15 protein-coding genes and 1 pseudogene are annotated in these 15,336 nt (G+C 69.1%); 10 read left to right on the top strand and 6 right to left on the bottom strand.

The genetic code is table 11. The annotated features are described in order from the left end of the window. Positions 1 to 46 precede the first annotated feature (46 nt). The gene (locus tag AOZ06_RS32390; protein WP_054292865.1) at positions 47 to 1,405 is read right to left on the bottom strand and encodes an NAD-dependent succinate-semialdehyde dehydrogenase; all 1,359 of its coding nucleotides are present in this window, start codon (positions 1,403 to 1,405) and stop codon (positions 47 to 49) included. Positions 1,406 to 1,553: 148 nt separating this feature from the next. Here AOZ06_RS32390 and AOZ06_RS32385 point away from each other — a divergent pair, with 148 nt between their 5' ends. Continuing rightward, positions 1,554 to 2,486: an RluA family pseudouridine synthase gene (locus AOZ06_RS32385; protein ID WP_054292864.1), complete on the top strand. Its 933-nt coding sequence runs from the start codon at positions 1,554 to 1,556 to the stop codon at positions 2,484 to 2,486. Between the two features lie 273 nt (positions 2,487 to 2,759). Continuing rightward, the gene (locus tag AOZ06_RS32380) at positions 2,760 to 4,580 is read left to right on the top strand and encodes a serine/threonine-protein kinase (protein ID WP_054292863.1); all 1,821 of its coding nucleotides are present in this window, start codon (positions 2,760 to 2,762) and stop codon (positions 4,578 to 4,580) included. Positions 4,581 to 4,587: 7 nt separating this feature from the next. Here AOZ06_RS32380 and AOZ06_RS32375 read toward each other — a convergent pair whose 3' ends face one another. Together AOZ06_RS32375 and AOZ06_RS32370 are read right to left on the bottom strand one after the other, a co-directional pair. Further along, positions 4,588 to 5,307 carry an SDR family NAD(P)-dependent oxidoreductase gene (locus AOZ06_RS32375; RefSeq protein WP_054292862.1) on the bottom strand — a complete coding sequence of 240 codons (720 nt, stop codon included), beginning with the start codon at positions 5,305 to 5,307 and terminating at the stop codon, positions 4,588 to 4,590. A gap of 60 nt (positions 5,308 to 5,367) precedes the next feature. Next, positions 5,368 to 7,206, bottom strand: coding sequence for an elongation factor G (locus AOZ06_RS32370; protein WP_054292861.1), 1,839 nt, complete (start codon positions 7,204 to 7,206; stop codon positions 5,368 to 5,370). 150 nt (positions 7,207 to 7,356) lie between these two features. Between AOZ06_RS32370 and AOZ06_RS32365 the strand changes: the two genes are divergently transcribed. The 4 genes and pseudogenes from AOZ06_RS32365 to AOZ06_RS60460 all read left to right on the top strand — a co-directional run bounded on the left by AOZ06_RS32365 (position 7,357) and on the right by AOZ06_RS60460 (position 8,940). Then, a complete protein-coding gene (locus AOZ06_RS32365) occupies positions 7,357 to 8,244 on the top strand; it encodes an NAD-dependent protein deacetylase (protein ID WP_054292860.1) in 888 nt (295 codons plus the stop codon). Positions 8,245 to 8,308: 64 nt separating this feature from the next. Beyond that, a pseudogene (locus AOZ06_RS62260) lies at positions 8,309 to 8,470 on the top strand (hypothetical protein); the annotation flags it as partial. A gap of 46 nt (positions 8,471 to 8,516) precedes the next feature. After that, entirely contained in the window at positions 8,517 to 8,669 is a 153-nt protein-coding gene (locus AOZ06_RS60465) for a hypothetical protein (protein WP_225954718.1), read from the top strand. Between the two features lie 40 nt (positions 8,670 to 8,709). Then, on the top strand, positions 8,710 to 8,940 hold the full coding sequence (locus AOZ06_RS60460; RefSeq protein ID WP_054292859.1) for a trypsin-like peptidase domain-containing protein: 231 nt from the start codon (positions 8,710 to 8,712) through the stop codon (positions 8,938 to 8,940). 181 nt (positions 8,941 to 9,121) lie between these two features. On the opposite strand, the gene AOZ06_RS32355 is transcribed toward AOZ06_RS60460, so the two are convergent. After that, positions 9,122 to 9,574 (bottom strand): DUF3307 domain-containing protein, encoded by a 453-nt coding sequence (locus AOZ06_RS32355; protein ID WP_054292858.1) that lies wholly within the window; start codon positions 9,572 to 9,574, stop codon positions 9,122 to 9,124. A gap of 112 nt (positions 9,575 to 9,686) precedes the next feature. Here AOZ06_RS32355 and AOZ06_RS32350 point away from each other — a divergent pair, with 112 nt between their 5' ends. From AOZ06_RS32350 to AOZ06_RS32335, 4 genes are all read left to right on the top strand, one after another. After that, a complete protein-coding gene (locus AOZ06_RS32350; protein ID WP_169799010.1) occupies positions 9,687 to 10,337 on the top strand; it encodes a Crp/Fnr family transcriptional regulator in 651 nt (216 codons plus the stop codon). Then, entirely contained in the window at positions 10,334 to 10,663 is a 330-nt protein-coding gene (locus AOZ06_RS32345; protein ID WP_054292856.1) for a YnfA family protein, read from the top strand. The genes AOZ06_RS32350 and AOZ06_RS32345 overlap by 4 nt, the downstream gene beginning before the upstream one ends. A gap of 65 nt (positions 10,664 to 10,728) precedes the next feature. Continuing rightward, the gene (locus AOZ06_RS32340) at positions 10,729 to 11,820 is read left to right on the top strand and encodes an NAD(P)H-dependent amine dehydrogenase family protein (RefSeq protein WP_225952958.1); all 1,092 of its coding nucleotides are present in this window, start codon (positions 10,729 to 10,731) and stop codon (positions 11,818 to 11,820) included. 35 nt (positions 11,821 to 11,855) lie between these two features. Next, positions 11,856 to 12,362: a carboxymuconolactone decarboxylase family protein gene (locus AOZ06_RS32335; protein ID WP_225952957.1), complete on the top strand. Its 507-nt coding sequence runs from the start codon at positions 11,856 to 11,858 to the stop codon at positions 12,360 to 12,362. A gap of 54 nt (positions 12,363 to 12,416) precedes the next feature. On the opposite strand, the gene AOZ06_RS32330 is transcribed toward AOZ06_RS32335, so the two are convergent. Next, on the bottom strand, positions 12,417 to 13,892 hold the full coding sequence (locus tag AOZ06_RS32330; protein WP_236951810.1) for a GMC oxidoreductase: 1,476 nt from the start codon (positions 13,890 to 13,892) through the stop codon (positions 12,417 to 12,419). A gap of 460 nt (positions 13,893 to 14,352) precedes the next feature. Next, the gene (locus AOZ06_RS32325; protein ID WP_054292854.1) at positions 14,353 to 15,330 is read right to left on the bottom strand and encodes a helix-turn-helix transcriptional regulator; all 978 of its coding nucleotides are present in this window, start codon (positions 15,328 to 15,330) and stop codon (positions 14,353 to 14,355) included. Positions 15,331 to 15,336: the final 6 nt, after the last annotated feature.

Raw genomic sequence — 15,336 nt, 5'->3', positions numbered from 1 at the left:
CCACCAGTTGGGGGCACTTACCGCACGGAGGTGCCCCCAACTGGAATCAGAGCCGGATGGACTTCTTGTTCATGAACTCCTCGATGCCCGATGCGCCGAGTTCCCGGCCCATGCCGGACCGTTTGATCCCGCCGAAGGGCAGGTCGGCCTGTGACCCGCCGGACCTGTTGAGGTAGACCATGCCGGACTCGATCCGGTCGGCCACCTCGCGGTTGCGCTCGGGGTCGGTGCCGAACACCGCGGCGCCCAGGCCGAACGGCGAGTCGTTGGCGATGGCGATCGCCTCCTCGACGGTGCCGGCCTTGAAGACCAGCGCGACCGGTCCGAAGATCTCCTCGTAGTACGCGTCCATCTCGGGCGTCACGTCGGTCAGCACAGTCGCCTCCAGGTAGGCGCCGGGGCCCACCCGTTTGCCGCCGGTACGCAGCGTCGCGCCCTGCTCGACAGCCTTCTCGACCTGCCCGGCCACCTCGTCGGCCGCCGCGATGGACGCCAGCGGCGGCAGTGTCGTCTTCGGGTCGGCCGGGTCGCCCGCCTGGAAGTAGTCGCCGACGCGCTTGGTGAACTTGTCGACGAACTCGTCGTAGATGTCCGACAGCACGATCATCCGCTTCGGCGCGTTGCAGGACTGGCCGCAGTTGCGCATCCGCGCGGTGGACGTGGCTTTGACCGTCTCGTCCATGTCGGCGGTGTCCAGCACGATCAGCGGGTCCGACCCGCCCAGTTCCAGCACGCAGCGCTTGAGGTTGCGGCCCGCCTCGGCGGCGACTGCCACACCGGCTGCCTCGCTGCCGGTCAGCGACACGCCCTGGATGCGCGGGTCGGCCAGGATCGCCGGGACTTGCCTGCTGGAGGCGAAGACGTTGACGTACGCGTCCTGCGGCACCCCCGCGTCCCGCAGGACCTGCTCGATCGCCAGGGCCGAGCGCGGGCAGATCGACGCGTGCTTGAGCAGGATCGTGTTGCCGAGCACGAGGTTCGGCGCGACGAACCGCGCGACCTGGTAGCACGGGAAGTTCCACGGCATCACGCCGAGCAGCGCGCCGATCGGTTCCTTGCGGATGACCGCGTCCCCGCCTTTGACCTTCAGCGGCTCGTCGGCCAGCAGCGCCGGGCCGTTGGTGCCGTAGTAGTCGAAGATGTCCACGACGATGCCGATCTCGCCGCGGCCCTCGTTGATCCGCTTGCCCATCTCCAGTGTCATGGTCGCGGCCAGTTCGTCGGCCCGTTCGGCGAACAGCTCCGCCGCGCGCAGCACGATCTCCGCGCGTTCCCCGACCGTGCGGCGGCGCCACGACGTGTACCCGCGGTGGACCTTCTCGATCGCCGCTGTGACCTCCTCCTCGGTCGAGTTGGGGATCTGTTCGATCAGCTCGCCCGTGGCCGGGTTGGTGACTGAGTACATACCGCGAGCCCAAGGGAACGTATACTGCATACACTAGTGTCCCAGGTGGTGGAGTGCTTTGTCTCACAAGGGAAAACAAGACGGACGACCGTCTTGGATGACCAAGCGGGCAAACAGGACCCGGCCACGGGTCGACTAGAGTCCTGCTGTGCGCCGACGCCTGCGGTCTCCGCTCCCGCCCCGGTTCGGGCTGGACGCCGCCCGGCTGCGGATGCCGGAGGACGGCGAGTGGGGCTCGCTGCTGGAGCACCTCGTGGAGCGGCTGCCCAGGGTCGCGCCCGAGCGGATCGAGCAGATGCTGCGCGAGGAGCTGATCGTCGGTGCCGACGGGCCGCTCGGCGTCGATGCACCGTTCGTGCCCGGCTCGTTCATCTGGTTCCACCGCGACCTGCCGGACGAGGTACCCGTCCCGTTCGACGTCACCGTGGTCTACCGCGACGAGCACCTGCTGGTGGTGGACAAACCCCACTTCCTCGCGGCGATCCCGCGCGGCAGGCACATCCAGGAAACCGCGCTGGTCCGGCTGCGCCGCCAGCTCGGCCTGCCCGAGCTCTCGCCCGCGCACCGGCTCGACCGGGTCACAGCCGGGCTGATGATGTTCGTCATCACCCGCGCGGTGCGCGGGAAGTATCAGGAGATGTTCCGGCATCGCCAGGTGTCCAAGGAATACGAGGCCGTCGCATCGCACCGCGCCGAGCTCGACCTGCCCACGACCGTGCGGAGCCGGATCGTCAAGGAGCGGGGAGTGCTTGTCGCCCAAGAGGTCCCGGGCGAGCCGAACGCCGAGACCCTGGTGGAGCTCGCGGAACACCGCGACGGGCTCGGCCGCTACCGGCTGGTCCCCGCGACCGGCCGGACGCACCAGCTGCGCGTGCACATGAACGGCCTCGGAGTGCCGATCCTCGGCGACGACTTCTACCCGGACCTGCGTGAGAAGGCGCTGGACGACTTCACCAAACCGCTGCAGCTGCTGGCCAAGGTGCTCGAGTTCGACGACCCGCTGACCGGTGTGCACCGGCGGTTCACCAGCGGCCTGCGGTTGCGCGCGTGGGACTCCTACCCGGCGTGGGCGGGGGAGTGACCGTCCACCTTGGTCATGCCAGGGCCTTTGCCCGCCGCGACGATCTCGCGCGACGGCCGCCGCTGCCCAGACGGCTGTCCGCGCCCGCGTGGTGCGGGTCCGCCCCGGCGGCATCAGCGGGCGGAGGTGGCGAACTACTGACAAGTACCCGCACGTGGTCCGTGATCAGGTCACGGGTTTCACGGCTGGCAGGGGCCGTGTCCCGGGGAACGTCCGGTACTTTCCAGCCGGGAACGGTCTCGGTGCCCCGCGTCGGCGAGTACGATCCCACGGGTGCCGAGTGACCACGTGATTGCCGGGCGTTACCGACTGGACGAGCAGATCGGTTCCGGCGCGATGGGGATTGTCTGGCGGGCAACGGATATCGAGCTCGGCAGAACCGTCGCACTCAAGCAGTCCCAGGACGGCGACAACGGGCAGATCCGCCGCGAGGCCCGGATCGGCGCCGGACTGCACCACCCGAACGTCATAACGGTGTTCGACACGGTCGTCGACGACGCCAGGCGCTGGCTGGTGATGGAGTACATGCCGTCCCGCAACCTCAGCGCGATGCTCGACGAAACCGGCCCGTTGCAGCCCGCGACTGTCGCACGTGTCGGCGCGCAGCTGGCCAACGCGCTGGCGGCGATGCACGAATTGGACATGGTGCACAGGGACGTCAAGCCGGGCAATGTGCTCGTCAGCGACAAAGGCGTGGCGAAGCTGACCGACCTCGGCATCGCGCGCTGGGCGGACGTCACGGCAACGGGCGGCAGCCAGATGGTCGGCACGCCCGGCTACCTCGCCCCGGAGGTGGTCGACGGGCACGAGGCGACCGCGGCTGCCGACGTGTACTCCCTCGGCGCCACGCTCTTCGCCTCCGTGGAAGGCGTCTCGCCGACCGGCACCGGTGAGCACGGGCCGTTCGCGCAGATGCGCCGAGCCGCCAACGGCGATCTGGAACCGTTGCGGCACGCCGGTCCACTGGAGCCGGTGCTGCTGCAGATGCTGGACAAGGACATGGCCAAGCGGCCGACGGCCCGCGCGGTGAAGGCGATGCTCGACGGGATCGCGGGCGACACCGAACCGATGGAACCATTACCGCGCAAGCGTTTGGTCAAACGCAAGCGGATCATGGTCGCCGTCGCGGCGGTGGTCGCGGTCGCCGCGGTCGCCGCCGCGACGATCTACTTCGTCGACAGGCCCGCGCCCGCGGCGATGACGGGGAACGTCGGCGACCCGAGGACGGCGGACCCCTGCTCGCTGATCAACATCGGCACGACCAACAGGTTCGGCATCCTGTCCACCCTGGACAGCGAGTTCGGGGCATTCTTGCGGTGCGGCGTGCTGATCAAACAGTCCGACGACAACCAGGACCTCATCGACGCCAGGGTGGAGCTCACCCTGCCGGAGGAGTACGCGAGCCAGCCGCACGTCCCGGGACAGCTCAGCGACATCGAGCGGGCGCCGGAGAAGGACGGTGAGTGCAAGCGGACCATCTATCTGTCCGACGGGAAACTGCTGACCATCGCCGCGACGCACAAGCAGAAGAAGCCCGCGCCGTTGTGCGCCGTCGCCGAGGCGATGGCCAACGACGCGTACGCCACGCTGAGCCGCGGCACGATTCCGCGCCGCAAGGAGCCGATCCCGGCCAACTCCATCGGCAGCATGAAAGCCTGCGAGATGCTGACGCCGGAGGAGGTCGCGCAGATCGCCGCCGTCCCCGGGTTCACGGCCGACAAGTTCCGGCCGCCCGAGCCCGACCTCGGCAACTGGGCCTGCTGGTGGGGTGACGACCCGGTGGAGGCGGACGTGGCGTTCGAACGCAACTACCCGCTCGATCCGGACGAGGACGCCGACGAGGACACGCTGTTGCTCAAGATCGGCGGGCACGACGCGTACCGGGACACCGGCAAGTCCGGCGACGACAAGCACGACTTCTGCGAGATCACGATCGTCTACCGCGACTACCAGAAGGACGTCGCCTGGAACGACGAATGGCAGGAGATGGTCAAGGTGACGCTCGAGACCCAGGAGAACATCACCGAGGAGCAGCTCTGCGCCAAGTCGGTGAGACTGGCCGAGCGGGTGGTGGCGCGGCTGCCCAAGGGCTGACGCGGGATCACCACCCCTGCGTGGCGCTCATCCCGCCGTCCACGACCAGATCGTGCCCGGTGATCCACGAAGCCAGCGGTGACGCGAGGAAAACGCAGGCGTCACCGACGTCCTCGCGCGTGCCGAGCCTGCCCAGCGGCGCGGATTTCCGCCACCTGCCGACACCCTCCGGCCACTGCTCGCTGATCCCCGGCCGTTCGACCAGTCCGGGTGAGACGGTGTTGACGCGGATGCCGAGCCCGCCGTACTCCAGTGCGGCCGAGCGGGCGTGCATGATCAACGCTGCCTTGGCGGCGTTGTAGTGACCGTGCCCGGCAGCGGGCCTGCTGCCCTCGATGGACGCGATGTGCGTGATGCTGCCTCCGTTGCCGCGCATGACGTTCACCGCCGCTTGTGTCCAGTTGAACGCCAGCGTCAGGTTGGTGTCCACGACCTCACGCCACTGCGCCGCCGTCATCCCGTCGAGCGTCTGCACGGGCTGGATCCCGGCGCTGTTGACCACCGCGTCCAGCCGTCCTTTCCACGCCGCCGCCTCGCGTACCAGTTCGTGACAGGCTTGTTCGTCGGTCAGGTCGCCGGTCAGCGTCTTCAGGCCGTCGACCTCGGCGCCCGTGGTGTGGGCGATGACGTCCGCACCGGATTCGGCGAACCGGCGGGTGATGCCGCCGCCGATGCCGCCGTCCGCGCCCGCGACCAGAACGATCATTCCCGACACCAGGTGGTCCATACCCTGAGACTAGGGCGGCGTGACGCACGCGAGGAAACGCGCACCACGCCGCCACGCGGTTCAGCCGCTGAGCGGCCGGTAACCGGCGAACCGCGTGGTCATCGCGCCGAGCCCGCGGGTCATGCCGGGCAGCGCCTGCTCGATCCCACGCAACCGCCCGGACGGCACCACGGCCGTCACAGCGGCTTCGTCCCCGCGGATCACGGGCATCTCGGGCGCACCGCCGCACCGGACAAGCAGGCCCAGCACGGAGCTCACGACGTCCGCGGGCACGTCGATGTCCACGTGTTCCATCGGTTCGCACACGACCGTGCCCGCCTCCCGCAGCGCCTCCATCAGCACGAGTGGGGTCAGGCCCCGGAAGTCACCGGCGACGGTGACCGGGCTGGCGTAACCGGTGTGCGTGAGCGTGACCAGGCAGTCCACCACCCGCCAGCCCCGCGGGCCGGAGGCGAGCGTGGCGCGGACCGTGTCCTGGATGGCGGTCATGAACGCGGCAGGCAGCGAACCCCGTTCCGCCTCCAGCTGGTAGCGCACGCCCGAGTCGGTCTCGCCGGGCTCGATCCGCAGGCCCACGGTGCCGACGAACAGGGTCTCGCCCATGTGCTTCACGGCGTGCCCGGTGCCGGTCAGCCGCTCGACGCAGACCACCCGCGGTGCCGAGAACTCGGCTCTCACCCCGAACTCCTCGGCCAGCCGCGCCGCGATCACCTCCCGCTGGACCTCGCCGTACAGCGACACGACCAGGCTGCCAGCGCTGGGACCCGGCCGGACGTTGATCAGCGGGTCCTCGTCGGCCAGCGCCGACAGCCCGGTGTAGAGGTCCTGGTCGGGTGATGTGACCACGGCTTCCAGCGTGGGTGGCCGCAACAGCGCAGGTGGGGGCGGTGCGACGGTCGACCCCAGCCGGTCGCCGACCCGCAGACCCGGCACGCCACCGATCCGGGCGATCCCGCCCGCCCGCACGGCGACCGCCCGCCGGTCGGCGTCGAGCACGGCCGTGGCGCGCGCCGACTCGACGACCGTGCTGCCGGACGCGTCCCGCCTGGCGAAGGTCACCCGGTCGCGGACGGTCAGCGACCCGGCGAACAGCCTGGCCACCGCGAACCTGCGGCCGGCCGGGTCGTGCTCGATGGCGAACACCGTGCCGTCCAGCGGCCCCGGCGCCGGTTCGGCCGAGGGCAACAGGTCCACGATGCCCTGGCGCAGGGCGTCGATGCCCGCGCCGGAGATGGCCGAGCCGAACAGGACGGGGAACACCTGCCCGGCGGCGGTCTGGCGGACGAGTTCGTCCCGCAGCAGCACCGGATCCAGACCATCCAGATAGGACTGCAGGACGGCGTCGCTGTGCTCGGCGAGCACTTCGGCCAGCTCCGGGCCCGGCTCCGTGAGCTCGACGGTCGCCGCGGCCGTGCCGGGATCGACCGGGCGGTTCAGTGCGACGGCCGACGGGCTGAGCATCCGGCGGATGTCGTCGAGCAGGTCGTCGTGGCGCGCGCCACGGCGGTCGATCTTGTTGACGAACAGCAGGGTCGGCACGCCGAGAGCCCGCAACGTCCGCATCAGCACCCGGGTATGCGGCTGGACGCCTTCGACGGCCGACAGCACGAGGATCGCGCCGTCGAGCACGCCGAGCGCGCGCTCCACTTCGGCCACGAAGTCGGTGTGGCCCGGTGTGTCGATCAGGTGCACCTTGTGCCCGGCGCTGTCGAACGTCGCGACGGCCGAGCGGATCGTGATGCCGCGGCGGCGTTCGAGGTCCATCGCGTCGGTCCTGGTGTCACCGCCGTCGACCGAGCCGAGGTGGGTGATCGCGCCCGCGTCGAACAGCAGGCGTTCGGTCAGGCTGGTCTTACCGGCGTCGACGTGCGCGACTATGCCGAGGTTGAGCATCCGCATGGAGTGGGAGGTCCTTGTACGCGTGCGAGCAACGAAGGATGGGGCCTGTCGTTGCCACGCGCATGGAACCTCCTGTGATGCGAGTCGCCGCGCACCGTAGCAACCCCGCCACACCGGTCGCATCCGGATTTTCCACGTAGGCTTGACGCCGTGCGGACACGGCCGACGTTGAGCTACACCCCGGTCGGGGACCCGTTGCCGACCACGACAGACCTGACCGGGCTGGCCGGCGTGGTCGCCGGTGGTTCGGTTGCCGTGCTCAGCGGCGCCGGGCTGTCCACGGAATCCGGCATTCCCGACTACCGCGGCGCCTCCGGCAGCCTGCGCCGAGCCGCACCGATGACGTACGACGAGTTCGTCGGCAGCGTGGAGGGCCGCAGGCGCTACTGGGCGCGCAGCCACGTCGGCTGGCGCACGATCGCCCGGGCGCACCCGAACGACGGGCATCACGCCGTGGCCGCGTTGTGCGCGGAGGGCTACGTGGCCGGCGTGATCACGCAGAACGTCGACGGCCTGCACCAGGCGGCGGGCACACCCGGAGTGGTGGAGCTGCACGGCAGCCTCGACCGGGTGGTGTGCCTGGACTGCCGCGCGAGAAGTCCCCGCGAGGAACTCGACCGGCGGCTGCACGCGGCCAACCCGGATTTCACCGCCACCGCGATCCGCGTCAACCCCGACGGTGACGTGGACCTGGCCGAGGAGCACGTGCGCGAGTTCCAGCTGGTGTCGTGCGCCGACTGCGAGAGCGGGGTGCTCAAGCCGGATGTCGTGTTCTTCGGTGAGAACGTCCCCAAGGCCAGGGTGGAGCAGTGCTACCGCATGGTCGACGAGGCCAGGGCGCTCGTCGTCCTCGGGTCGTCGCTGACGGTCATGTCGGGGTTGCGGTTCGTGCGGCACGCGGCGAGGTCCGGCAAGCCCGTCGCGATCGTCAACCGGGGCCGGACCAGGGGCGACGAGTACGCGGGCATCCGCGTGGATCTGCCATTGGGCCGCGGCCTCACCGATTTGACGCGGCTGGTCGGCATCCGGCGCGGTTGATCCGTTCTCCCTCGGTAGGGTTTCACGGCCGCCGGTGTGTGCAGAGGGGGTGCGAACAGCTGCGATGGCCGCGTTTGTCGAATCCTTTCCGCTGCCGTGGAGTGACGCGCGATCGCGCGAACTCAGAGATGTGCTGTGTGCCGCGGTCTACCGCGACACCGACATCGAGATGGTGGTCGTCGAAGCCGGTTCGCCGCCCGCGAAAGTGGCGAGGAGCCAGTCGGCCCACCGGTTGTGGTTCGACGTGCTCAACCTCGCCGCTGATTTCCGCGGTGTGCGGGATCTGCCCGCCGCGTCCGGCGACGGTGTCCGGTGTCCGGTGGAACAACTTCCGCACCGACGCGCTCGAACGGCAGATCTTCGCGAATCAGGAAACACTGCTGGACATCGCCTATCTGCTGCGGCCCGGAAACGATTGCCGGTGACAGGACACACGACTTCGCGATCATCGAGGTCGCCGGCCCGGTGCCCGCCGACGTGCCCGTTCTGCCGTTGGCCCGGTCGGCGACCGTGCGGGCAGGCGACCGGGACTCGATCATCCAGCACCCGCGTGGCCTGCCCAAGAAGATCGCCACGCACCACAACGTGGTCAAGTACGACGACGACGACGTCGTGCAGTACTGGACCGACACGGAGGCCGGGTCGTCCGGCTCGCGGACCTCATGTGACGTGGATCCGCTGCCCGAACTGGGGTGACAGCACAGCGATGCTGCTGCACGACACGCTGGGACAGGACTGCTCGCGGACGCTGTGCGCCGCGTTGCTGTGGCCGACGCGGTCGTGACGGCCGCGAGCTGGGTAGTCGGAGCCCGAGCGGCACCTGTCGCACTGCTCGCGCCGGCGTTGCCCGGCCGCGGCGAGTTCAGCGGCGCACAGCTCAACTATCCACTGTGGAGGGAGTGACGACCGCTGTTGCCAGGGCCGCCAGTGCCAGCCAGCCGATGTGCCAGCTCTGGTCGAGCATGGCGTCGCCGCCGTGGTCGTGGTAGTCCAGCTTGCCGAGTCTGCCCGCCAGCCCGCGCAGCGGGAACCGCCGATCGGCCCAGTAGTGGCTCACGGCCGAGATCGCCTGCCCGGCAAGGATTCCCCGCCAGCTCGCGCCGAGCCGCAGCATCCTGCCGATGCCCGCGACGGCCGCCGTGCTGACGGCCGAGTAGGAGACGATGTGCGCGACGCAGGCCGAGCGGCCGATGGCGTTCGCGGCCGGGCTGCCGTGCCTGCCCTTGTTCGTGGCCTGGTGGTCGGTCTGCACCCAGTAGTCGGCGACCTGGTGGGCGGCGAGCAATGCGGCGAAGCTCGCCGCGAACCGGGTGGCGTGGTCGGCTGTCATCGGTGTCGCGCTCCCCAATATCGTGTGATCGTGAACGGAACAAGCCAAGCCGGTCCCGGCTACGGGCACCTTGTCAGGTGACAGGCAACGGCAAGGCCGGCATGGGGGCGATGTGAGTTTCTGGTGGGGATTGACGACCCCGCAACGGAACCTGCTGGGCAAGGTCGGTACGCGGGTCCGGTACGGGACCGACGACCAGATCCTGCACCAGGGCGCGCGTGACCGTCATCTGGTGGTGATCCTGACCGGAGTGGTCAAAGTGGTCACGAGCTACAGCAACGGGCTGGCGAAGGTGCTCGCCCTGCGCGGGCCCGGCACGTTGCTCGGCGAGATCGCCGCGCTGACCGCGTCGCCGCGCACGGCCGCCGTGTCCGCGGCGTCCCCGGTGACCGCTTTGCTGATCAACAACGTCGAGTTCGCCGCGGCGACACGCGCCGACCCGGCACTGCACGCCCAACTCGAACAGGCGCTGGCGACGCGGCTGCTGGTGACGAACCAGCAGCTGGTCGAAGCGTCCATACCCGCCGTGCTGCCGAGGCTGGCCGGGTTGCTGGCCAGCCTCGGCGACCAGCTCGACACGAACGTGCTGCCGATCTCGCAACCCGACCTGGCCAGTCTCGCGGCCACTTCGGAGGCGTCGGTGGCCCGCTCGTTGCGCGAGTTGCGGGCGATGGGCCTGATCCGCACCGGTCGTCGCCGCATCGAGGTGATCGACGCGCCCGGCCTGCGGTCCTACGCGGACTCCTACGATGTCAAGCCATGACGGTGATTCGGTCGTTGGTCCTGTTCGTTCTGGCGGCGTTGGCCGAGATCGGCGGCGCGTGGCTGGTGTGGCAGGGGATCAGGGAACACCGCGGTCTACTGTGGATCGCCGCGGGCGTCGTCGCCCTCGGGGTGTACGGGTTCGTGGCCACGTTCCAGCCGGACCCGAACTTCGGCCGGATCCTCGCCGCGTACGGTGGTGTGTTCGTCGCGGGCTCGTTGGCGTGGGGCGTGATCGTCGACAAGTTCCGTCCCGACGTGTGGGACTGCACCGGGGCGGCGATCTGCGTCGCCGGGGTGCTCCTGATCATGTACGCGCCGCGCTGAGGGCTGCTCCAGGCGGAGGAACTGATCTGGCGCTCCGGCGTGCCTTGTGATTAGCCTCAGTCCCCATGACCGCCCCCTTGATTGACACAGTTGTCTGGGGCACAGGCAACATCGGCCGTGCGTCCATCCGTGCCGTGACAGCCCATCCCGCGCTGCGGCTGTCCGGTGTGATCGTGCACAGTCCGGGCAAGGCCGGCCGCGACGCGGGTGATCTGGCGGGCCTGGACCGGGAACTGGGGATCACCGCGACCACCGACGTGGACGCGGTGCTGGCAGGCAGTCCGAAAGCCGTTGTGTACGCGGCATCCGGCGAGGTCAGGCCCAACGAGGCAGTCGACGACATCATCAAGGCGATCCGGGGCGGTGCCGTTGTGGTGACGCCGTCGGTGTACGCGCTGTACGACCAGCGCAACGCTCCGCCGGAGCTGCGCGACCCGTTGCTCGCCGCGGTCGAGGACGGCGGCGGGTCGCTGCTGGTGTCCGGGGTGGACCCCGGGTGGGGCAACGACATCCTGCCGTTGCTGATCAGCGGGGTGGCCACGGACATCGACGTGATCCGCTGCCAGGAGATCTTCGACTACACCACCTACGACCAGCCCGACTCGGTCCGGTGGCTGGTCGGAATGGGTCAGCCGCTGGACTATTCGCCGCCGATGGTCGCGCCGGGCATCCCGACCATGGTGTGGGGCGGGCAGATCCGGCTGATGGCCCGTGCGCTCGGGGTCGAACTGGACGAGATCCGCGAGACGCTGGCGCGCCGCGAGCTGGACGAGACCGTGACGACCGAGCTGATGGGCGAGTTCGAGAAGGGCACCCAGGGCGCGCTCCGGTTCGAGGTCCAGGGCATCGTGCGCGGTGCGCCGCGGATCGTGGTCGAGCACGTCACGAGGATCCACCCGTCCTGCGCGCCGGACTGGCCGATGCCGCCGACCGGCGACGGCGCGCACCGCGTGATCATCGAGGGCAACCCGCGCATCGAGGTCACCGTCCAGGCGTCCGACGAGAACGGCAACGCCTCGGCCGGTGGGAACGCCACCGCTGTGGGCAGGCTGGTCGGCGCGATCGACTGGCTCGTCGACGCCGAGCCGGGCCTGTACGACGCGGTCGACGTGCCACTGCGGCCCGCCATGGGCAAACTGGGGCAAGCGGGCACGTGACACACTGAAACGTGTTCTAATATGCTGGTCCGGTCATGGCGCCCTTGGCGGAGGAGCAGGCGATGAACATCGACATTCCCGAAGGCAAGGACCCGATCGCGTACGTCTGGGGCGAGATGGTTCCGGGGATCGGCACCGCCGCCGCCAACTTCTCGCTCGCCGTGTACGCCAACACCACGTTGGGGCTGCGCGAGTTCGAGGCCGCCCGGCTGCGGATCGCCCAGATCAACGGGTGCATGTTCTGCCTCGACTGGCGCACCGAACGCGACGGCGTGAAGGTCGAGGACGAGTTCCCCGACGCGGTGACCAACTGGCGCACAACGGAAGCGCTCGACGAGCGGGCCAAGCTGGCCGCCGAGTACGCCGAGCGCTACGCGCTTGACCACCACGGCCTCGACGAGGAGTTCTGGGGCCGGATGACCGGGCGCTACAGCCAGCGGGAGATCGTCGAGCTGAGCATGAGCATCGGGTCGTGGCTGGCCTTCGGCAGGCTCAACCGGGTCCACGGCCTCGACGCGATGTGCGTACTGAAAACCTCGTGAGTGTTTTGGCCGGTTAGAACCGGCCAAAACACTCACGAGGCAGAGCACTCGCGATCAGAAGTCGGTTCTGATGATCGTGTCGATGTTGCGCTCGGCCAGGGCCGTGATGGTCACGAACGGGTTCACGCTGGTGTTGCCGGGGATCAGCGCGCCGTCGATGACGTACAGGTTGGAACACCCGTGCAGGCGGCCGTAGTTGTCGGTCGCCTTGTTGAGGATCGCGCCGCCGAGCGGGTGGTACGTCAGGTGGTCGCCCCAGATCTTGTACACACCGAACAGGTCTGTCCGGTAGATCGTGCCCTCCTTGGCGTTGATCTTGTCGAAGATCGTCTTCGCCATGTCGATGGACGGCTGCTTCCACGCCGCCTGCCAGTTCAGCTCGGCCCGGTTGGCCGTCGAGTTCCAGGTGAACTGGGCGCGGTTGGGATTCTTGGTGATGGACAGGTAGAACGACGCCCACGTCTCGATCCCGGTCGGCAACGGCGCCACTTCGGCGAACGCGCCGCCCGCGTCCCAGTTGTCGATGCCCGCGGTGGGGATGGACGCCTGGACGGTCCCGGTCGCGTCCCACAGGTGGTTGGCCCGGCCGCACATCACGTTGCCGTTGTCGCCCCAGCCCTTGCCGATCTCGTTGTTCAGGCCCGGCAGTGCGCCGGTCGCCTTGAGCCTGGTCAGGAGCTTGCTCGTGCCGACGCTGCCCGCGGCGAAGAACACCTTGTTCGCGGTCACGGTCTTGGTCGCCGTGACGGTGCCGCTGGTGTCGAGTTGTTCGACCACGACGGTGTACCGGCCGTTGGCCGGGGTGACGGACGTGACCCGGTGCAGCGCCGAGATGGCCACCCGGCCGGTCGCTTTCGCCTGTGCCAGATAGGTTTTCTGCAGGCTCTTCTTGCCCGCGTTGTTGCCGTACAGGATCTCGCCCGCGACCGCGGACTTGGGCACCGTCCCGGCCACTTCCTTCTTCATGTAGTCCCAGTCGTACACATTGGGCACGAAGACGAACGAGAAGTTCGACCGCTGGGCGTGTTTGCGGCCGACGCGGGCGTACTGGTAGCAGTCGACGCTGTTCCACCACGCCTGGTCCACCTCGGTCACGCCGAGACCGGCGTTGGCCCGTGGGTAGTAGGTGCTGTACATCTCGGCGGCGTTGACCGACGGCAGGATCGCGCTGAAGCGCTCGCGCAGCGGCGTGACCGCCATGCCGCCGTTGACCAGCGATCCGCCGCCGACCCCGCGGCCCTGGTAGACCGTGATGCCGCTGAACTCCTCGGCGTCGAGGATCCCGGTGTACTTCGGGACGTCCTTGTCCAGCGGGAAGCCGAGGAAGTTGCTCAGCGGCTGCTTGGTCTTGGTGCGCAGCCAGTACGACCGGTGGTCCGGTGTGGTGGTGTTGGCGAAGATCTTGCCGTCGCTGCCCGGGGTGTCCCACGCCATGCCCATTTCGAGCATGTGCACGTCGACGCCCGCCTGGGCGAGCCGCAGCGCGGCGACCGAGCCGCCGTAGCCGGTGCCGATGACCAGGACGGGCACGTGGGCACCTGGGGGAATGGGGGCAGGGATGGGAGCGGCCGAGGCACGACCGGCCCATGCCGAGAGGCCCAATATAGAACCAGTTCCGGCAATGAAGGCGCGGCGGGATACTCCGGAAAAACCCTTGCCGCACAGGGGGTTATCACTCATGTGAGCTTCCTCACCGTTGAGGGGATTAGAACAAGTTATACGTACACGACTGGGCGAAGTCACTAGTTACTGGGAAGTAACTTGTGTCCGGTGTCGCGCTCCGGTAGTGACGATCGGTCGCGAAGTCCGCAGAGAAAACACCATTTCCGTAACGTGTTCTTGCGCGCCGTGTGCATCCTTGAGCCGTTGGGGCTGCTCGCCGTTCGCGTTCGTCCGTACCTGGGTGGCGCCGAACGGCAGCACGCCTTGCCCGCCGTGCGGGCCAATGTGGTGCGCGCGTGTGGTTTCCGCTGTCCCCGCGGCCGGAGGACTACGCGGTGACCGTTTCGGACGGGCTCTCGCCGTACGTGGTCCGGTACAGCAGGCTGAACCGGCCGAGGTGGGTGAAGCCCCAGCGCAGCGCGACTTCGGTGACCGTGCCGGTGGCGTGCCCGGCCCGGATGGCCGCGAGGTCGGCGCGGGCGTGGCGCAAACGGCGGCGGCGCAGGTAGTCCAGCGGTGACATGTCGAACTCGGCGCGGAAGGCCCGCTGAAGCGTGCGGACGGTCGTGTGCGCGGCCGCCGCCATGTCGGCGACGGTGATCGGGCGGTCGGCGTTCCGCTCGCAGAACTCCACTGCCTGCCGCAATGCCTGTGTGGTCAGTGATCCGCGGTCGTGGGCCAGCGCCGGAGTGAGGCTGTTGGCCTGGACGTCCAGCAGGCCGTGCACGAGCATCTGCTGGAAATGCCCGGCCGCCAAGGGGGAACTGTCGAGCAGCCCGGACATGGAGCGGTCGGCGAACGCGGACACCAGTCGCAGCCACGCCGCGACGTCCGGTTGATCGGCCCGCAGCGCGATGTCGAACCGAACCGGGCGGCGGGGCATCTCGGCTGTCCTCGCCAGGACGGCCTGGTCGACAGCGGACTGTCCTATTCGGACGAGCAGCTGCCTGCTCCTGGCGTAGACGGCCGACACCCGCGTGCCGGGGGAGCAGAGCATGTGCGACGGGCCGACGGGTTCGTTGTCGAGCACGAGGTCGTTGCGCCCGGCCAGCGTGATGCCGATCGTGTAGGCGTCGGACAGCTCGGTCGCCCGCATGTGGATCTCGCGTTCGATGTTCAGCCGGTAGATCGAGACACCGGACCGCGCGGTGGGGTCGGGCGCGCCCGCGACCTGCGACAGCCACAGGCCGCCGGTCGACTTCGGCGGGGTGCGCAGCCGAACGGAACCGGGCTCGAGGTACCCGTTCATCAGCTCACTCATCGCGTCCACGTCGTCACTCGCGAACAGCGGCACTGTCCCGTTCATCCAGGA

Source organism: Kibdelosporangium phytohabitans (assembly GCF_001302585.1).
Lineage (GTDB): Bacteria > Actinomycetota > Actinomycetes > Mycobacteriales > Pseudonocardiaceae > Kibdelosporangium > Kibdelosporangium phytohabitans.
Note: the sequence above shows the minus strand (reverse complement) of the source record. Positions and strands in the feature narration are given on the sequence as shown.

Bases quoted from the DNA above. Each gene is read 5' to 3' on its own strand.
- AOZ06_RS32390 (WP_054292865.1), bottom strand. From the start codon at position 1,405: ATGTACTCAGTCACCAACCCGGCCACGGGCGAGCTGATCGAACAGATC.
- AOZ06_RS32375 (WP_054292862.1), bottom strand. From the start codon at position 5,307: ATGGACCACCTGGTGTCGGGAATGATCGTTCTGGTCGCGGGCGCGGAC.
- AOZ06_RS32370 (WP_054292861.1), bottom strand. From the start codon at position 7,206: ATGCGGATGCTCAACCTCGGCATAGTCGCGCACGTCGACGCCGGTAAG.
- AOZ06_RS32355 (WP_054292858.1), bottom strand. From the start codon at position 9,574: ATGACAGCCGACCACGCCACCCGGTTCGCGGCGAGCTTCGCCGCATTG.
- AOZ06_RS32345 (WP_054292856.1), top strand. From the start codon at position 10,334: ATGACGGTGATTCGGTCGTTGGTCCTGTTCGTTCTGGCGGCGTTGGCC.
- AOZ06_RS32340 (WP_225952958.1), top strand. From the start codon at position 10,729: ATGACCGCCCCCTTGATTGACACAGTTGTCTGGGGCACAGGCAACATC.
- AOZ06_RS32335 (WP_225952957.1), top strand. From the start codon at position 11,856: ATGGCGCCCTTGGCGGAGGAGCAGGCGATGAACATCGACATTCCCGAA.
- AOZ06_RS32325 (WP_054292854.1), bottom strand. From the start codon at position 15,330: ATGAACGGGACAGTGCCGCTGTTCGCGAGTGACGACGTGGACGCGATG.